Annotated in this window: 11 protein-coding genes and 1 pseudogene; all 12 read left to right on the forward strand. The window is 62.7% G+C overall.

Annotation, left to right across the window (positions count from 1 at the left end):
• Positions 1–53: 53 nt before the first annotated feature.
• The 12 genes and pseudogenes from hisF (at position 54) to pyk (ending at position 16,010) form a co-directional block, all read left to right on the forward strand.
• On the forward strand, positions 54–818 hold the full coding sequence (gene hisF / locus Q4G32_RS02965) for an imidazole glycerol phosphate synthase subunit HisF (RefSeq protein ID WP_303349165.1): 765 nt from the start codon (positions 54–56) through the stop codon (positions 816–818).
• Between the two features lie 67 nt (positions 819–885).
• Entirely contained in the window at positions 886–1,275 is a 390-nt protein-coding gene (gene hisI, locus Q4G32_RS02970) for a phosphoribosyl-AMP cyclohydrolase (protein ID WP_303349166.1), read from the forward strand.
• 48 nt (positions 1,276–1,323) lie between these two features.
• Complete coding sequence (locus Q4G32_RS02975; RefSeq protein ID WP_303349168.1) at positions 1,324–2,916, forward strand: anthranilate synthase component I; 1,593 nt, start codon at positions 1,324–1,326, stop codon at positions 2,914–2,916.
• On the forward strand, positions 2,913–3,536 hold the full coding sequence (locus tag Q4G32_RS02980; protein ID WP_303349169.1) for a Trp biosynthesis-associated membrane protein: 624 nt from the start codon (positions 2,913–2,915) through the stop codon (positions 3,534–3,536). The genes Q4G32_RS02975 and Q4G32_RS02980 overlap by 4 nt, the downstream gene beginning before the upstream one ends.
• Positions 3,537–3,636: 100 nt before the next feature.
• Positions 3,637–3,903 carry an HGxxPAAW family protein gene (locus tag Q4G32_RS02985; protein ID WP_303349170.1) on the forward strand — a complete coding sequence of 89 codons (267 nt, stop codon included), beginning with the start codon at positions 3,637–3,639 and terminating at the stop codon, positions 3,901–3,903.
• A 146-nt stretch (positions 3,904–4,049) separates the two neighbouring features.
• Positions 4,050–4,880 (forward strand): annotated as a pseudogene (gene trpC, locus Q4G32_RS02990) (indole-3-glycerol phosphate synthase TrpC); the annotation flags it as partial.
• 12 nt (positions 4,881–4,892) lie between these two features.
• The gene (gene trpB, locus Q4G32_RS02995) at positions 4,893–6,173 is read left to right on the forward strand and encodes a tryptophan synthase subunit beta (protein WP_303349269.1); all 1,281 of its coding nucleotides are present in this window, start codon (positions 4,893–4,895) and stop codon (positions 6,171–6,173) included.
• A 53-nt stretch (positions 6,174–6,226) separates the two neighbouring features.
• Positions 6,227–7,030, forward strand: coding sequence for a tryptophan synthase subunit alpha (trpA, locus tag Q4G32_RS03000; RefSeq protein ID WP_368660354.1), 804 nt, complete (start codon positions 6,227–6,229; stop codon positions 7,028–7,030).
• 5 nt (positions 7,031–7,035) lie between these two features.
• Positions 7,036–7,944 carry a prolipoprotein diacylglyceryl transferase gene (gene lgt / locus Q4G32_RS03005; RefSeq protein ID WP_303349171.1) on the forward strand — a complete coding sequence of 303 codons (909 nt, stop codon included), beginning with the start codon at positions 7,036–7,038 and terminating at the stop codon, positions 7,942–7,944.
• A 176-nt stretch (positions 7,945–8,120) separates the two neighbouring features.
• Positions 8,121–12,848, forward strand: a complete 4,728-nt coding sequence (gene gltB, locus Q4G32_RS03010) for a glutamate synthase large subunit (protein WP_303349172.1) — start codon at positions 8,121–8,123, stop codon at positions 12,846–12,848.
• Entirely contained in the window at positions 12,841–14,301 is a 1,461-nt protein-coding gene (locus Q4G32_RS03015; RefSeq protein ID WP_303349173.1) for a glutamate synthase subunit beta, read from the forward strand. The genes gltB and Q4G32_RS03015 overlap by 8 nt, the downstream gene beginning before the upstream one ends.
• A 224-nt stretch (positions 14,302–14,525) precedes the next feature.
• The gene (pyk, locus tag Q4G32_RS03020) at positions 14,526–16,010 is read left to right on the forward strand and encodes a pyruvate kinase (protein ID WP_303349174.1); all 1,485 of its coding nucleotides are present in this window, start codon (positions 14,526–14,528) and stop codon (positions 16,008–16,010) included.
• Positions 16,011–16,294 lie beyond the last annotated feature (284 nt).

Here is a 16,294-nt window from a genome sequence, read left to right on the forward strand (position 1 = left end):
AACACATTGTCCTACCACTCCTGACCAAAGAACCTGATCGAGGAAGCTGTCCCGTGAGCGTTGCAGTGCGTGTGATTCCCTGCCTTGATGTTGATGCCGGCCGTGTGGTGAAGGGGGTCAATTTTGAGAACCTTCGGGACGCCGGCGACCCCGTGGAACTAGCCGAGCGCTACAACCGCGCTGGTGCAGATGAACTCACGTTCCTGGACGTGACGGCGTCGTCCTCCGCTCGGGAAACCATGTTCGACGTCGTCGCCCGGACTGCTGAACAGGTTTTCATCCCCCTCACGGTGGGGGGTGGGGTACGCACCGTGGAGGACGTGGATCGCCTGCTGCGCTGCGGTGCCGACAAAACCTCCATCAACACCGCTGCCATTCAACGGCCCCAGGTCATCAATGAGATCACCCGCCGGTTCGGCAACCAGGTGTTGGTGCTGTCCTGTGATGCCAAGCGAACCGGCAACACCACCTCGGGTTTTGAGGTCACCACCCACGGTGGACGTCAACTCACGGGTGTGGACGCGGTGGAATGGGCTGCGGAGGCGGAGGCTCGGGGGGTGGGCGAGATCTTGCTGAACTCCATGGACGCCGATGGCACGCGCAACGGTTTTGACACGGAGATGATCCGGGAAGTGCGTTCGGCCACGTCCGTTCCCCTCATTGCATCCGGTGGTGCCGGGCGGCCTGAGCACTTTCCGCCGGCGGTGGCTGCGGGTGCCGATGCCGTTCTGGCCGCTTCCGTGTTTCACTTTGGACCGGTGGGCGCCATTGCCGAGGTCAAGGCGGCTCTGCGCGCTGAGGGGCACCCCGTCCGATGAAGCCCACGGCGAGCGCTCCCGTTGTGACGCTGTGGGGGAGCGGGCTACGGGCCTATAGTGTCCGGTGATGTCTTCATTGGAATCGGAATCTTCTGCACTTGACCCCGCCATCGCGGATCGCTTGAAACATGACGACCACGGGTTGGTGGCGGCCGTTGTCCAGGACCACGTGTCCCACGACGTATTGATGCTGGGCTGGATGGACGATGAGGCTTTGCGCCGCACGTTGACCAGCGGTCGGGTCACCTTCTGGTCCCGTTCCCGCCGCGAATACTGGCGCAAGGGAGACACCTCCGGGCATGTCCAGTACGTAAAGTCCGTGGCCGTGGACTGCGACGGCGATGCCCTCCTGATCCAGGTGGAGCAAGTGGGGGCGGCGTGTCACCGGAATACGCGCACATGTTTTGACGGCGGCCAGATCCCAGCAGTGGTGGGGTCCTCCGATTCTGGGGCTTGAGCCCACACCGCTGCCTTGGATCGACCGACCAACCCAACAGGAGCACCCATGGAGACTTTGGGAGTCATCACCCCCACTCTGGAAGAGTTCACCGAGCTGGCGGCCCACCATCGGGTGATTCCGGTGCGCACCACAGTCTTGGCCGATGCCCTGACCCCCATCGGTCTGTACCGGTCCTTGGTGTTGCGCCCGGATGGAACAGCCCCCGCCGGAACGTTTCTGCTGGAATCCGCAGCCCAGGGCATGTGGTCGCGGTGGTCCTGGGTGGGAGTGAGCTCCCGGGCTACCTTGACCAGCAACGACGGCGGCGCTCACTGGATTGGGACACCTCCCACCGGTGTCCCCACGGATGGCTCACCGGTTGAGGCGCTGCGGGAGACCATGCGCGTTCTGAAAACCCGCCGGTTCTCCGACGTGCCGCCGTTGACCTCCGGCATGGTCGGCTTTGTGGGGTGGGAGGCCGTGCGGCATTGGGAGGAACTGCCCCATCCGCCGGAGGATGATCTACGCATCCCGGAGCTGGCCATGAATCTGGTGGCGGACATGGCCGTGCATGACAACCAGGCAGGCACGGTCACGCTGGTGGCCAATGCCATCAACGTGGACGGTACGGATGAACGTGTGGAGGCGGCCTATCAGGATGCCGTAGGCCGCGTTCAGGCCATGGTGGAGAAGTTGTCAGTACCCCTGGGCCAGCAGGTCAGCGTGATGGACCCGGAAGCCGACGTGGCAGGCGCTTCAGCGGAGAACCTGGAAGCAGCTGTGGCACAGTCCTGGGACCGCAACATTTTCCTCAACTCAATTGCTGAGGCCAAACAGGCCATTGTGGACGGTGAGATCTTCCAAGTGGTGGTCTCACGCCGGTTTGAAACCGAGTGCAGCGCCGCGCCACTGGACGTCTACCGCATGCTGCGGCGGTTGAATCCCAGCCCCTACATGTACCTCTATGCCTTTGCGGACGCACAGGGTCGGGACTACCACATTGTGGGTTCCTCCCCGGAAGCTCTGGTGACGGTCACCGATCGGGAGGTTGTCACCCATCCCATCGCAGGCTCCCGTCCCCGCGGTGCCACCCCCGCGGAGGATGTGGTGATGGAAAAGGATCTGCTGGCAGATGACAAAGAACGCGCCGAGCACTTGATGCTGGTGGATCTCTCCCGCAATGACCTCTCCAAGGTGTGCGTGCCCGGCACCGTTGAAGTCACTGAGTTCATGGAGGTGGAGCGCTTCAGCCACATCATGCACCTGTGCTCCAACGTGGTGGGGCAGATGCGCCCGGGTGTGGAGGCCTACGACGTCCTGGCTGCCACCTTCCCCGCGGGCACCCTTTCCGGTGCGCCCAAGCCCCGTGCCCTGCAGCTGCTGGACAGTTATGAACCCGCGCGGCGAGCCGTCTACGGTGGAGTGGTGGGGTACATGGATTTTGCCGGTGACATGGACATGGCCATTGCCATCCGCACGGCATTGCTGGTGGATGGCAAAGCCTATGTGCAAGCAGGTGGCGGCATTGTGGCGGATTCGGTACCGGAAACAGAAGCCACCGAATCCTTGAACAAGGCCACGGCACCGCTGCGTGCAGCACTGGGGGCACAGCATCTGAGGGACGTGGCTTCCAGCCGGTCTCACGGTGACACGGCATGAAGCGTTTGCGGTCCAAAGGTTTCCTGGTCCTGGCGGGCCTGCTGATTGCCGCTGCCTTGTTCGGCTCGGCTTCCATGCTGTGGTTCCAGGTCACGGTGCCCAACCCTGTGCAGGAGATTCAGGTGGGTGTCCGGGGGACTGAAGCCAGCCCCGCTGTACCCGCGCTCGCCCTGGTGGCTGCTGCTGCCTGCCTTGCACTGAGCATTGCAGGCAGGGTCCTGCGCTGGGTGGTGGGTGCGGTGATTCCCCTGGCTGCTACGGGAATTGTGATTTCCGTGGTGACCACCCTGGCTGATCCCGTGCGAGCCACAGAAACCGCCGTGGGGGAGTCTGCCGGTGTGATCGGGGCGGATGCCGGCATTGACCAAGCAGCGTGGCCCTGGGCCACCCTGGTTCTCAGCGTGCTGCTGTTGGTCATCGGCATCTGGATTCTGGTGGCCATGCGCGGGTGGAGCAGCAACACCAGCAGCCGCTATGAGCGGGAGCGTGATGTTTCCGCCCCTTCATCCGCCGCTGAAACGCAGCCAGGACCGGCTGTCCACGACCCTGATGCGGCTCGCCGGGATGGCATTGATGCCTGGGACGCTTTTTCAGACGGCCAAGATCCCACCGGCAGATGAAGTCCCGTTCGGGGCGTTGACTACAGTTCAGCGCTTGCTCAATGGCACAATGGGCGCCAAGACCGGATTCACACCAGGAACTCAACGGGAGACCTCAAGCATGTCGAACCAGAATGAAATTGTGTTGGACCACACCGGCTACGTGGGTCACGGCAATACTCCGGCCGCCTGGACCTGCATTGCCATCATGACTGTGGGTGTGCTGGTGGGAGTTGTTGGTTTCACCATTCGAGTGTTCCCCATGTTGTGGGTGGGCGTTGCCATCACCGTGGTGGGCCTGATTGTTGGGTTCGTGATGAAGCGCATGGGCCTGGGCTATGAAGGTGAAGTTGCCCGCGTTGAAGCCAACGGTGGTCCCTCCCACTGAATCACAGTCGGCTTCACCATCCCCACAACGACCAGTCCCCTTCGTGACAAGGGACTGGTCGTTCGTACAGCGGAGGGCCGGCATTCAGAGTGGATCACAAGATCCGCTCCAACCACGCCTGATCCGCACACAGAATTGAGACAAGCATGACCTCCACGCCTTCCCCCAACCTCACCCAGCGCACGGGCACGGTCCTGGATCAGATCATCGACGGCGTCCGGGAGGACTTGGCCGAACGGATGAGCTTGGTCTCCTTGCAGGAGATTCAGGCAGCGGCCCGTGCCGCAGCCCCGGCCCTTGATGCTGTCAGCGCTCTACGCGGGCCGCACCTTGACACGCTGGAGATCATTGCGGAGGTCAAGCGGGCCTCCCCGTCCAAGGGTTCCTTGGCACCCATCGCTGATCCCGCCTCACTGGCTGCCGCCTACGAACGCGGCGGTGCCGCTGTGGTGTCCGTGCTCACGGAAGCCCGGCGCTTCAACGGTTCGCTGCAGGATCTCGACGCAGTGCGTGCCGCGGTGAACATTCCGGTGCTGCGCAAAGACTTCACGGTGGACGAGTACCAGATCTGGGAAGCCCGCGCCCACGGTGCAGACCTGGTGCTGCTGATTGTGGCTGCCCTGGATGATGCCACGCTGCAGCATTTCCTGAGCCTCACCCGTTCCCTGGGCATGGAGGCCCTGGTGGAGGCGCACACGGCGGAAGAAATCGAGCGCGCCAAAAACGCGGGGGCCACCATTGTGGGAGTCAACACGCGCAATTTGAAGACCTTGGAAGTTGACCCTGACCTGTTCGGACGTTTGGCCGCGGGCTTGCCACAGGATGCGGTTCTGGTGGCGGAATCCGGGGTGAGTGCACCCGAACAGGTGGAGCTTTACGCCAGCCAGGGCGCCCATGCGGTGCTCACGGGAGAGGCTCTGGTCCGAGCCGGCGATCCCCTGGGCACGGTCAACGTGTTCCGTTCCGTGGGGGCTGCAGCGCGTGCGCGACTGCGCGCAGAAGGTGAGGCTGCAGCGGGGGACAACCTGGGGTTTGCCAATGCTCCCGGGCCGTATTTTGGCGATTTCGGTGGCCGCTGGATGCCCGAATCGCTGATCGCCGCGCTCGATCAGGTGGAGGAGACCTTTGAGAAGGCGCGCGCCGACCAAGACTTTTTGGAGGAGTTCCGGCGTCTGAGCCGCAATTATGCCAACCGGCCATCTCTACTCACGGAGGCCAAGCGTTTCTCCCAGGTTGCCGGGTGCCGTGTGTTGCTCAAACGCGAAGATCTCAATCACACGGGTTCGCACAAGATCAACAATGTTCTGGGTCAGGCTCTTTTGGCCCAGCGCATGGGTAAAACGCGTCTGATTGCAGAAACGGGTGCCGGTCAGCACGGAGTGGCCACCGCCACCGCCGCGGCGCTGTTGGGTATGGAATGCGTGATCTACATGGGTGCCGAGGACACGGAGCGTCAGGCGCTGAATGTGGCACGCATGGAGCTCTTGGGCGCCTCTGTGGTGCCGGTGGAGAACGGCTCCCGCACGCTGAAAGATGCCATCAATGAGGCTTTGCGGGACTGGGTGGCCTCCGTGGACACCACCCACTATCTGCTGGGGACCGCTGCTGGCCCCCACCCCTTCCCGGCCATGGTGCGTTGGTTCCACCAGGCCATCGGTGAGGAAGCCCGCGCTCAGTGCTTGGCGCAGACGGGACGTTTGCCGGACGCAGTGGCAGCCTGTGTGGGCGGTGGGTCAAATGCCATCGGCATTTTCCACGGCTTCCTGGATGATCCAGAGGTTGCCCTGTGGGGTTTTGAAGCGGGCGGCGACGGCGTGGACACACCGCGGCACGCAGCCACCATCTCCCTGGGCCGCCCGGGCGTGCTGCACGGTGCCAAGACGTTCCTGATGCAGGACCGAGACGGTCAAACCATAGAGTCCCACTCCGTGTCCGCGGGTCTGGACTACCCGGCCGTGGGACCGGAACACGCCTACCTCAGTGCGGCAGGTCGGGTCACCTATGAGGCGATCACGGATGTGGAGGCCATGGAGGCTTTCCGCCTGCTGTGCCGCACCGAGGGCATCATTCCCGCCATCGAGTCCTCTCACGCACTGGCCGGTGCACTCAAGATCGGCCAGCGGTGGGGGCAGGAGTTCGGAGCTGAGGCCGCGGACAAGGTGGTGGTGGTCTCCCTGTCCGGGCGTGGTGACAAGGACGTGGCCACAGCTGCCAAGTGGTTCGGCCTGGTGGAGCCCGAACATGACGAAATCAAGCAGGAGGCCCAGTGAACACCGTGGCGCAACCCACCGACCTGGCCTCCAGGATCATCCCGCCGGAAGCCCTGGTCCAGCGTTCCTCCCGGCTGGCCGAGCGGATAGCGCAGTGCAAGGCGGAAGGTCGCACCGCTCTGATCGGTTATCTTCCGGCAGGGTTCCCCACCGTGGCGGAGTCCATTGAGGCGGCTGTGGCGCTGGGCAACAACGGGGCGGACATCATTGAAATCGGGATTCCGTATTCCGATCCGGTGATGGATGGCACCGTGATCCAAAACGCCACCACCACGGCTTTGGCCAACGGGTTCCAGGTGGAAGATGTGTTCACGGTGATTCATGCGATTGCCACCCGAACGAATGCCGTGCCCATTGTGATGACCTACTGGAATCCGGTCTTGCAGCGCGGGGTGGACAATTTTGCCCGTGAGCTGGCTGAAGCCGGGGGCGCAGGAATCATCACGCCCGATCTCATTCCTGATGAAGCCGCCGACTGGTTTGCTGCCTCTGTCGAATACGGGCTGGATCGAATTTTCCTGGTGGCCCCCTCCAGCACCCGGGAGCGGATGGAATTGACCGTCAAAGCCTCCAGCGGCTTTGTCTACGCCGTCTCCGTCATGGGCGTGACCGGCGCTCGGGACGCCGTTTCGGATGCCGCGCAGTCCGTGGTGGAGCGCACGCGAGCAGCCGGTGACATTGCGGTCTGCGTTGGGCTGGGTGTTTCCAGGCGCGAACACGTCCAAGAAATTGGGGCCTACGCTGACGGAGTGATTGTGGGAACCGCATTGGTCAAAGCCTTGGCCGACGGCGGACCGGGCGCGGTTGGCGCCTTGGCCGCGGACTTGGCCGGACACCAACAACAGCAAGGCAACTGACCCGTATGAACTCCATTGCCCTGTCCATTCCCTCTCCGTCCTGGTCCAGTTTCAATCTGGGACCGCTGACCATTCACGCCTACGCACTGTGCATCATGGCGGGGATGGTGGCAGCGGTGCTGATCACCCGGCGTCGTTGGGCAAAACGCGGCCTGAATCCAGACATCGTGCTGGATGCCGCTCTTCTGGCCATCCCCATGGGCATTGTGGGGGCAAGGCTCTACCACGTGGCCATCACCGACCCCACCTACTATTTCGGGTCCTGGGCAGGCATCCGGGAGATTCCCATGCTGTGGCACGGCGGTCTGGGCATCATGGGTGGCGTGGCCTTCGGGGCCCTGGCGGTGTGGATCGTGTGCCGCCGCAACAAGGTCTCCCTTGCGGTTTTCGCCGATTGTGTTGCTCCGGCACTGTTGGTGGCGCAAGCCATTGGCCGGTGGGGAAATTGGTTCAATCAAGAACTGTTCGGTGCACCCACCACGCTGCCTTGGGGCCTGGAAATTTCCATGTCCTCCGGGAACTTCCCCGCAGGCACAGAAGCCGGCACGCTGTTCCATCCCACCTTCTTGTACGAATCAATCTGGAACCTTCTGGGCGCAGCACTTCTGATCTGGCTCAGTAACTCGGCACGCACTGCCCACCGGGTGGATGGTGGACGTCTTTTTGCCCTCTACCTGATCTGGTACGGGCTGGGGCGCCTGTTCATTGAACTGTTCTTGCGGATTGACCCGTCATATTTGCTCTGGGGCCTGCGCATTCACGTGTATACGGCCGGTGCCATCGTGGTGCTCGGTGTTGTGCTTTTCCTGGTGATCCAGCGCAGGACAGGCACTGCCCGAACCGCGGTAAATGCAGATCGGCAAGGACAGTCACCAGCAGTTGATGCAGCCGGCAGCGGCTCCACGGCACCGTAATTGGGGCCTAGATTTCACGCGTGTAACAAGCGTGCAACGTCGTCGCCATAATCTGGAGCGGTATGATTTCGGCGATCGGGTTCGAGGACGAACCACCCACCACACCTTGAGGTGTCGTCTGCCCGCCATGCCTGTGCGGCATGTGCCTTCAAGCCCGCCCAGTGAGGAGACCCTCTATGACGCAGCCCGAATCCGGACAGCAGCCGCAAGTTTCTGCGGATCAGCGGGGCGTTGACCGCTCCGAGGTGGACACCCACCAGGAGGTCGCTCACGCAGAGCAGGCCGTGGTGTCCCCGTTCCAGCAGTTCTCCACTGCACCGCAGGAACAGGGGTTGTACCGTCCGCAGGAAGAGAAGGACGCCTGCGGTCTTGCCGTGATTGCCACCCTGACCGGGACCGCCCGCCACGAAATCGTGGAGAAGGCGTTGATCGCTTTGCGCGCGCTGGAGCACCGCGGCGCCGTGGGCGGAGATGAGGGCACGGGTGATGGCGCCGGCATTCTCCTGCAGATTCCGGATGGCTTTTTCCGTGAGGTCCTGGACTTTGACCTGCCGCCCTTCGGCGCCTATGCCGTGGGATCGGCCTTCTTGCCCACTGATTCCCAAGGCACGCAAAAGGCTGATCAGCTCAAGGCTTCTATTGCCAAGATTGCTGAAGCTGAGGGCCTGGAGGTTCTGGGCTGGCGTGATGTCCCCGTTGAGGCTTCCGCCGTGGGCTCGGCGGCCCGCTCCGTGATGCCGTATTTTGCTCAGGTGTTCGTCCGGGAGGCTCCGGATGCTCGGGAGGCGTTCACAGGTCACATCCCAGTTTACGATCTGGACGGTGAGGCGGCCCAGCGTCAGCTGGACCAAAAAGCCTTCCGGCTGCGCAAGCGGTCGCAGAATCGGTTGGGCGTGTACTTCCCGTCCTTCTCCTCCTCCACGATTGTCTACAAGGGCATGTTGACCACAGCCCAGTTGGAGCCGTTCTACCCGGATCTTTCGGATGATCGTTTTGCCACCAAGCTGGCCGTGGTTCACTCCCGGTTCTCCACCAACACCTTCCCGTCCTGGCCCCTGGCCCAGCCCATGCGCATCTTGGCGCACAACGGTGAAATCAACACGGTCAAGGGCAACCGGAACTGGATGCGGGCACGCCAGTCCCAGCTGAAGTCCCCGCTGTTGGGCCGCAATCCGGAGGAACTTTTCCCCATTTGCTCGGAAGGCGCCTCAGACTCTCAGTCCCTGGATGAAGTGGCGGAGCTGTTGATGCTCTCCGGGCGTCCCATCACCCAAGCCATGATGATGATGATCCCGGAGGCGTGGGAAAACCACGAAACCATGGATCCGGACCGCAAGGCCTTTTACGAATACCACTCCACGCTCATGGAGCCGTGGGACGGCCCCGCAGCTGTTGCCTTCACGGATGGTCGCCGCGTGGGCTCGGTGCTGGACCGTAATGGTTTGCGCCCGGGCCGCTTCTGGGAAACTGAAGATGGTTTGGTGGTTTTTGCCTCCGAGGTGGGGGTGGTTGACCTTTCGGATCGCACCATCGTGCGCAAGGGCCGGGTTTCTCCGGGGACCATGTTCCTGGTGGACACCGTTGAGGGGCGTGTGATTGAAGACCAGGAACTCAAGCGGGAAGTGGCCACGCTGAAGCCCTGGAAGGAGTGGACGGAAGGCAATCTGGTCCGGTTCGAGGATCTGCCCCAGCGTGAGCACATGGTCCACCCGCGCCGCTCGATTGAACTGCGCCAGAAGACCTTTGGCTACACCCACGAGGAACTGCGCAAAATTGTGGGGCCCATGGCTCTGAACGGTGCGGAACCCATTTACGCGATGGGTACGGACACACCGGTGGCCGTTCTGGCTGACCGTCCGCATCTGCTCTTTGACTACTTTGTGCAGTCCTTTGCCCAGGTGACCAATCCGCCTCTGGATGCCATCCGTGAGGAACTGGTGACCTCCCTGAAGGGCGCGTTGGGCCCCATGGGCAACCTGCTCACCACCAAACGGGTGCGCACCCATCAGGTGGGTCTGGATTTTCCCGTCATCAACAATGATCAGTTGGATCAGATCCTCCACCTGGATGACGACGACGAACTCGCCGTGACCCTCAAGGTTCGCGGACTCTACCGTCCTGAAACCGGGGGAGCTGGCCTGCGAGCACGCATTGCAGAGATCTGTGAGAAGGTTTCCGCCGCCGTGAACCGCGGGGTGGAGTTCGTGGTGATCTCCGACCGTGACTCCAACGGCCAGTGGGCGCCGATTCCGTCCCTGCTGTTGACCAGCGCCATTCACCATCACTTGTTGCGTTCCGCCACGCGGACCCGCTGCTCCCTGGTGGTGGAAGCCGGCGATGTTCGGGAGGTCCACCACGTGGCCCTGCTGGTGGGTTACGGGGCCTCTGCGGTGAACCCGTATTTGGCCATGGAGTCTGCCGAGGAACTGGTGCGCACCGGCCAGATCGAAGGTGTCACCGAGGACCAGGCCGTTTACAACCTGATCAAAGCCCTGGGCAAAGGTGTCCAGAAGATCATGTCCAAAATGGGCATCTCCACGGTCTCCTCCTACTGCGGAGCTCAGACTTTTGAGGCCCTGGGGCTGTCCCGGGATTTGATTGACGACTTTTTTGCCGGCACCACCTCTCAGATCGACGGTGTTGGCTTGGACGTCATTGCGGACGAAGCGGCTGCTCGGCACCGGCGTGGGTATCCGGCCGATGGGGTGCGCGAGCCGTACATCGGGTTGGAAACCGGTGGCGAATACGACTGGCGCCGGGATGGTGCACCGCACCTGTTCAGCCCGGAAACCGTGTTCCGGTTGCAGCACGCCACCCGTACGGGGCGCTATGACATCTTCAAGTCTTATACCCGTTTGGTGGATGACCAGTCGGAGGAGTTGAAGACCATCCGGGGTCTGCTCAGCTTTGCTCCCGATCGGTCGCCCATCAGCATTGATGAGGTGGAGCCCATTGAGTCCATCCTCAAACGGTTCTCCACCGGAGCCATGTCCTACGGCTCGATTTCACAGGAGGCCCACGAAACTCTGGCCATTGCCATGAACCAGATCGGCGGCAAATCCAACACCGGTGAGGGCGGTGAGGACGTTGACCGCCTGATGGACCCCGCACGGCGTTCAGCCATCAAGCAGGTGGCCTCCGGACGTTTTGGCGTCACCAGCTTGTACCTGACCAATGCTGATGACATCCAGATCAAAATGGCACAGGGGGCCAAGCCCGGTGAGGGCGGTCAGCTGATGGCCCAGAAGGTCTACCCGTGGGTGGCCCGCACACGGCACTCCACACCGGGTGTTTCCCTGATTTCTCCGCCACCGCATCACGACATCTACTCGATCGAAGATCTGGCGCAGCTGATCTACGACCTCAAACGCTCCAACCCGTCCGCCCGCGTGCACGTCAAGCTGGTTTCGGAAATCGGGATCGGCACCGTGGCCAGTGGCGTGACCAAGGCCAGGGCCGACGTCGTCCTGGTGTCCGGGCACGACGGCGGTACGGGTGCCGCGCCGCTGAACTCCCTCAAGCATGCGGGGCTTCCGTGGGAGCTGGGTTTGGCGGAAACTCAGCAGACGTTGATGCTCAACAACCTGCGCGAGCGTGTGGTGGTCCAGGCCGATGGCCAGATGAAGACTGGCCGTGACGTGGTGATCGCCGCCTTGCTGGGTGCCGAAGAATTCGGTTTTGCCACGGCACCTCTGGTGGTCGAGGGCTGCATCATGATGCGCAAGTGTCACCTGGACACCTGCCCCGTGGGTGTGGCCACGCAGAACCCGCTGCTGCGGGAACGGTTCACGGGCAAGGCCGAGCACGTGGTCAACTTCTTCCGGTTCATTGCCGAAGAGGTGCGGGAACTGCTGGCCGAACTCGGATTCCGGTCCTTGGAGGAAGCCATCGGTCACGCTGAGGTGTTGCGCACCGAACGGGCGATCGAGCACTGGAAGGCCAACGGCCTGGATCTCAGCCCCATCCTGTACTCGGCCTCCTTGGAAGAGCCGGGGAGGGCCGTGCGCTCCGGGCGCGGGCAGCACCATGAGCTCGATGAGCACTTTGATGTTGCCCTGATTCAGGAAGCGCAACCGGCACTGCAGCACCGGGAGCCAGTGGCTCTGCAGCACACCATTGTCAATACCGACCGTGCGGTGGGCACCATGCTGGGCCACCACGTCACCAAGACGTTCCAGACGGAGGAGTTGGCGGATGACACCATCACGGTGGCGCTGAACGGGCAAGCCGGTCAGTCCCTGGGTGCGTTCATGCCCAAGGGCATCACGCTGCGTCTGGAAGGTGATGCCAATGACTACACCGGCAAGGGCCTGTCCGGTGGGCGCATTGTGGTGCGCCCCGAGCGGGACGCCGCATTTGCCGCCGAGGACAATGTGGTGGCCGGCAACGTGATCGGCTACGGCGCCACCAGCGGTGAAATGTTCTTGCGCGGCCGGGTGGGAGAGCGGTTCCTGGTGCGCAACTCGGGTGCCACGGCCGTGGTGGAAGGCATTGGTGACCACGGGTGTGAATACATGACCGGTGGTACGGCTCTGGTGATTGGCCCCACGGGTCGCAATTTTGGTGCCGGCATGTCAGGCGGTGTGGCCTATGTTCTGGATCTGGCCGAAACGTCAGTGAACCTGCAGTCACGGACCTCCGGTGAGTTGCAGTTGTCCGAGTTGGATGACAACGACTCCCAAACCGTCCGCGAGTTGCTGCAGCGTCACGTGGAGGAAACCGGCTCCACGCACGCCCAGAACCTTCTTGCAGATGTGCCCGCCACGGTGGCGCGCCTGACCAAGGTGCTGCCGCGGGACTACTCCGCGGTGTTGGGCATTCGTGCCCAAGCACAAGCTGCCGGGCAAGACCCGGACGGCTCCGAAACCTGGAACAAGATCCTGGAGGTGACCACCCGTGGCTGATCCGCGCGGATTCCTCAAAATCACCGAACGGCAGGACCGCCCCAAGCGGCCCGTTCCGGTGCGCATCATGGACTTCAATGAGGTTCAGACGGCACCGCATTCAGCGGTGCTCAAGAACCAGGCAGGCCGCTGCATGGACTGCGGTGTTCCGTTCTGCCACCGCGGTTGTCCTCTGGGCAACTTGATTCCGGAGTGGAACGATCTGGTCTGGCGGGGCCGCTCCCGGGAGGCCGTGGCACGCATGCACGCCACCAACAACTTCCCGGAGTTCACGGGGCGGGTGTGCCCGGCGCCGTGTGAAACCGCGTGCGTTTTGGGTATCAACCAACCTGCGGTGACCATCAAGCAGGTGGAGTACTCCATCGGTGAGATGGCTTTTGACGAAGGCATTGTGGAGCCGTTCATCCCGGAGCGCCTGGTGGGTCAAACCGTAGCCGTGGTGGGGTCCGGGCCAGCTGGCCTGGCCGCTGCCCAGCAGCTGACCCAAGCGGGCTTCACCGTGGCGGTCTATGAACGTGATGACCGCATTGGCGGGCTGCTGCGGTATGGCATTCCCGATTTCAAGCTGGAGAAGGAAATCCTGGACCGTCGCCTGGATGTCATGCGTGCCGAAGGCACTCGCTTCCGCACCGGCGTTGAGATCGGCAAGGACATCACTTGGGATCAGCTGCGCCGTCGTTACGACGCCGTGGTGGTGGCCACGGGTGCTCTGGAACCCAGGGAACTGGGTGTGCCCGGACGTGACCTGTCCGGCGTGCATCACGCCATGGATTACCTGACCCAGGCCAACCGCGTGCAGGCCGGAGACCAGGTGGTTGGTCAAATCCACGCGGAGGGCAAACACGTGGTGGTGTTGGGCGGTGGTGACACCGGCTCAGACTGCATCGGTACGGCCAACCGGCAGAATGCGGCCTCCGTGACCAATATCGCCATTGGATTTGAGCTGCCCACCGAGCGCCCGGACGACCAGCCGTGGCCCATGGACCCGCGAGTACTGGATGTTTCTTCTTCCCATGAGGAAGGTGTGGACCGTGTTTATCTCTCCTCCACCGTGGAGTTCTTGGGGGAGGACGGGCGCGTGACCGCCCTGAAGGTGGCTGAAACTGAATACCTCCCGGATGGGCGGCGCGTACCCAAGGCGGGGACGGAACGAGTGGTGCAGGCCGACCTCGTGCTCCTGGCACTGGGCTTCACCGGAAATCAATCTGAACAGTTGGTGGAGCAGATTGAAACGGACCTGGACAAGCGCGGGAACGTGGCCAGGGATGAGAACTACATGACCACCGTTGACGGCGTGTTTTCCTGTGGCGACGCCGGACGCGGGGCCTCCCTGGTGGTCTGGGCCATTGCCGAAGGCCGCGCCTGCGCCTCTGCCGTGGAGAAGTTCCTGACGGGCAGCACCCGCCTCCCATTCCCCGTGGCACCCAGCACCGAGGGCATCAACCTGCGGTGAACCCGTCAATGTTGACGGCGGCGGTGGGCAAAGCACAGCAACCCACCGCCGTCGTTGCTGTGCGGGGAGCCCAAGGCGAGTAGGGTGGAAGGTGAAGCAGGCCGGAGACGGCCTGAACGCCCTGGCAGTGACGCCGCGTCGGCCCGACCATCCCGCGCACGTTACGGGTCGATGCGTAAGATGCCCTGTTGGGCCCATCCGTATTCGACCGAAAGGGATTCCTCATGAGACGAGCCAAGATCGTTGCCACGATTGGACCGGCAATTTCGTCCTACGAGAAACTCACGGAAGCAATTCAGGCGGGACTGAACGTCGCTCGTCTGAACATGAGCCACGACACCCACGCCACCCACCTGGTGCAGTACGAAAACCTGCGCAAGGCGGCCGCTGACCTGGAGAAGAACGTGGCAATCCTGGCTGACCTCCAGGGACCCAAGATTCGTTTGGACACCTTTGTGGACGGCCCGCACTTTCTGGAAGTGGGGGATGTCTTCACCATCACCAGCCGGGATGTGGAAGGTACCAAGGAGATCTGCGGCACCACCTTCAAGGGCCTGCCGCAGGATGTTCGCGTAGGCGATGAACTGCTGATCGACGACGGCAAGGTGCGTCTGCGCGCCACCGCCGTGACGGACACTGACGTGACCACCGTGGTGGAAATCCCGGGCAAGGTCTCCAACAACAAGGGCATCAATTTGCCGGGTGTGGCCGTCAATGTTCCGGCTCTGTCCGACAAAGATGAAGAGGACCTGCGTTGGGCCCTGCAAACCGGCGTGGATCTGATTGCACTGTCCTTTGTGCGCACCGGGGATGACATCTCCCGGGTCCACGAAATCATGGACGAAGAAGGCATCCGCCTGCCGGTGATCGCAAAGATTGAGAAGCCGCAGGCCGTGGAAAACCTCCACGAAATCATTGATTCCTTTGACGGCATCATGGTGGCCCGCGGTGACCTCGGTGTTGAGCTCCCGCTGGAAGATGTGCCCGTGGTGCAAAAGCGCGCCATCGAATTGGCGCGCCGCTGGGCCAAGCCCGTGATTGTTGCCACGCAGGTGTTGGAAACCATGATGGACAACCCGCGTCCCACTCGTGCGGAGGCATCCGACTGTGCCAACGCGGTGCTGGACGGTGCTGATGCGGTGATGCTGTCCGGGGAGACCTCCATTGGCAAGTACCCGATCGAGGCACTGGAAACCATGGCCAAGATCATTGAAGCCACGGAGCGTCACGGCTCTGAGCGTATTGGTGGCCTGGACACCGAGCCCCGCACTCGCGGCGGTGCCATCACTCGTGCGGCTGTCACGATTGCCCGTCAGTTGGACATCGGGTACATCACGGCCTTCACGCAGTCCGGTGATTCCGCCCGCCGGTTGTGCCGCCTGCGCCCCACCCAACCCATCCTGGCCTTCACCCCTGACCAGAAGGTGAGTGCCTTCTGCGCCCTGCTGTGGGGAGTGGAGCCCATCCTGGCCGAACCTTCTGATCACACGGATGAGATGACCAAGCAGGTTGACCGCTACATGTACAAGTCCGGGCGTGCCGGTGCCGGTGACCTGGTGGTCATCTGCGCGGGTTCTCCTCCAGGGGTGGCCGGATCCACCAACCTGGTCAAGGTGCACCGGATTGGCGATCAGCAGGACGCCGGTGCCGTGGCGGAAGACAGCCCCGAGCTGCATGAAACCGTTGGCCCGTGGGGCGAAAGCCGCTGATCACCTGATACCCATGATTCCCAGGTGGTTGTCCGCTGAGACGGACAGCCACCTGGGAATTTTTGATCGACCGGGCGAAGACACCGCAAACCGTCAGGGGCGGAAAATCTGTCCCTGTTTCCTCTTCAAACACCGCCAGCGCCGAGTTCCCATCTGGCTGCGAGATCACCGCCCAGGACGTGGGAGCTCGGCGTATTTGTGGGAAGTCGAGGGTTTTAGAGGGTCACAAGTCCTAATGGGCTTACGGGCCCAGAACGTGTGAGTTGAGGCAGCAGTGAGCCCCC

Source organism: Kocuria sp., assembly GCF_030538595.1.
In the GTDB taxonomy this organism is placed as follows: domain Bacteria; phylum Actinomycetota; class Actinomycetes; order Actinomycetales; family Micrococcaceae; genus Kocuria.

Bases quoted from the DNA above. Each gene is read 5' to 3' on its own strand.
- lgt (WP_303349171.1), top strand. From the start codon at position 7,036: ATGAACTCCATTGCCCTGTCCATTCCCTCTCCGTCCTGGTCCAGTTTC.
- gltB (WP_303349172.1), top strand. From the start codon at position 8,121: ATGACGCAGCCCGAATCCGGACAGCAGCCGCAAGTTTCTGCGGATCAG.
- Q4G32_RS02980 (WP_303349169.1), top strand. From the start codon at position 2,913: ATGAAGCGTTTGCGGTCCAAAGGTTTCCTGGTCCTGGCGGGCCTGCTG.
- Q4G32_RS02975 (WP_303349168.1), top strand. From the start codon at position 1,324: ATGGAGACTTTGGGAGTCATCACCCCCACTCTGGAAGAGTTCACCGAG.
- hisI (WP_303349166.1), top strand. From the start codon at position 886: ATGTCTTCATTGGAATCGGAATCTTCTGCACTTGACCCCGCCATCGCG.
- Q4G32_RS02985 (WP_303349170.1), top strand. From the start codon at position 3,637: ATGTCGAACCAGAATGAAATTGTGTTGGACCACACCGGCTACGTGGGT.
- pyk (WP_303349174.1), top strand. From the start codon at position 14,526: ATGAGACGAGCCAAGATCGTTGCCACGATTGGACCGGCAATTTCGTCC.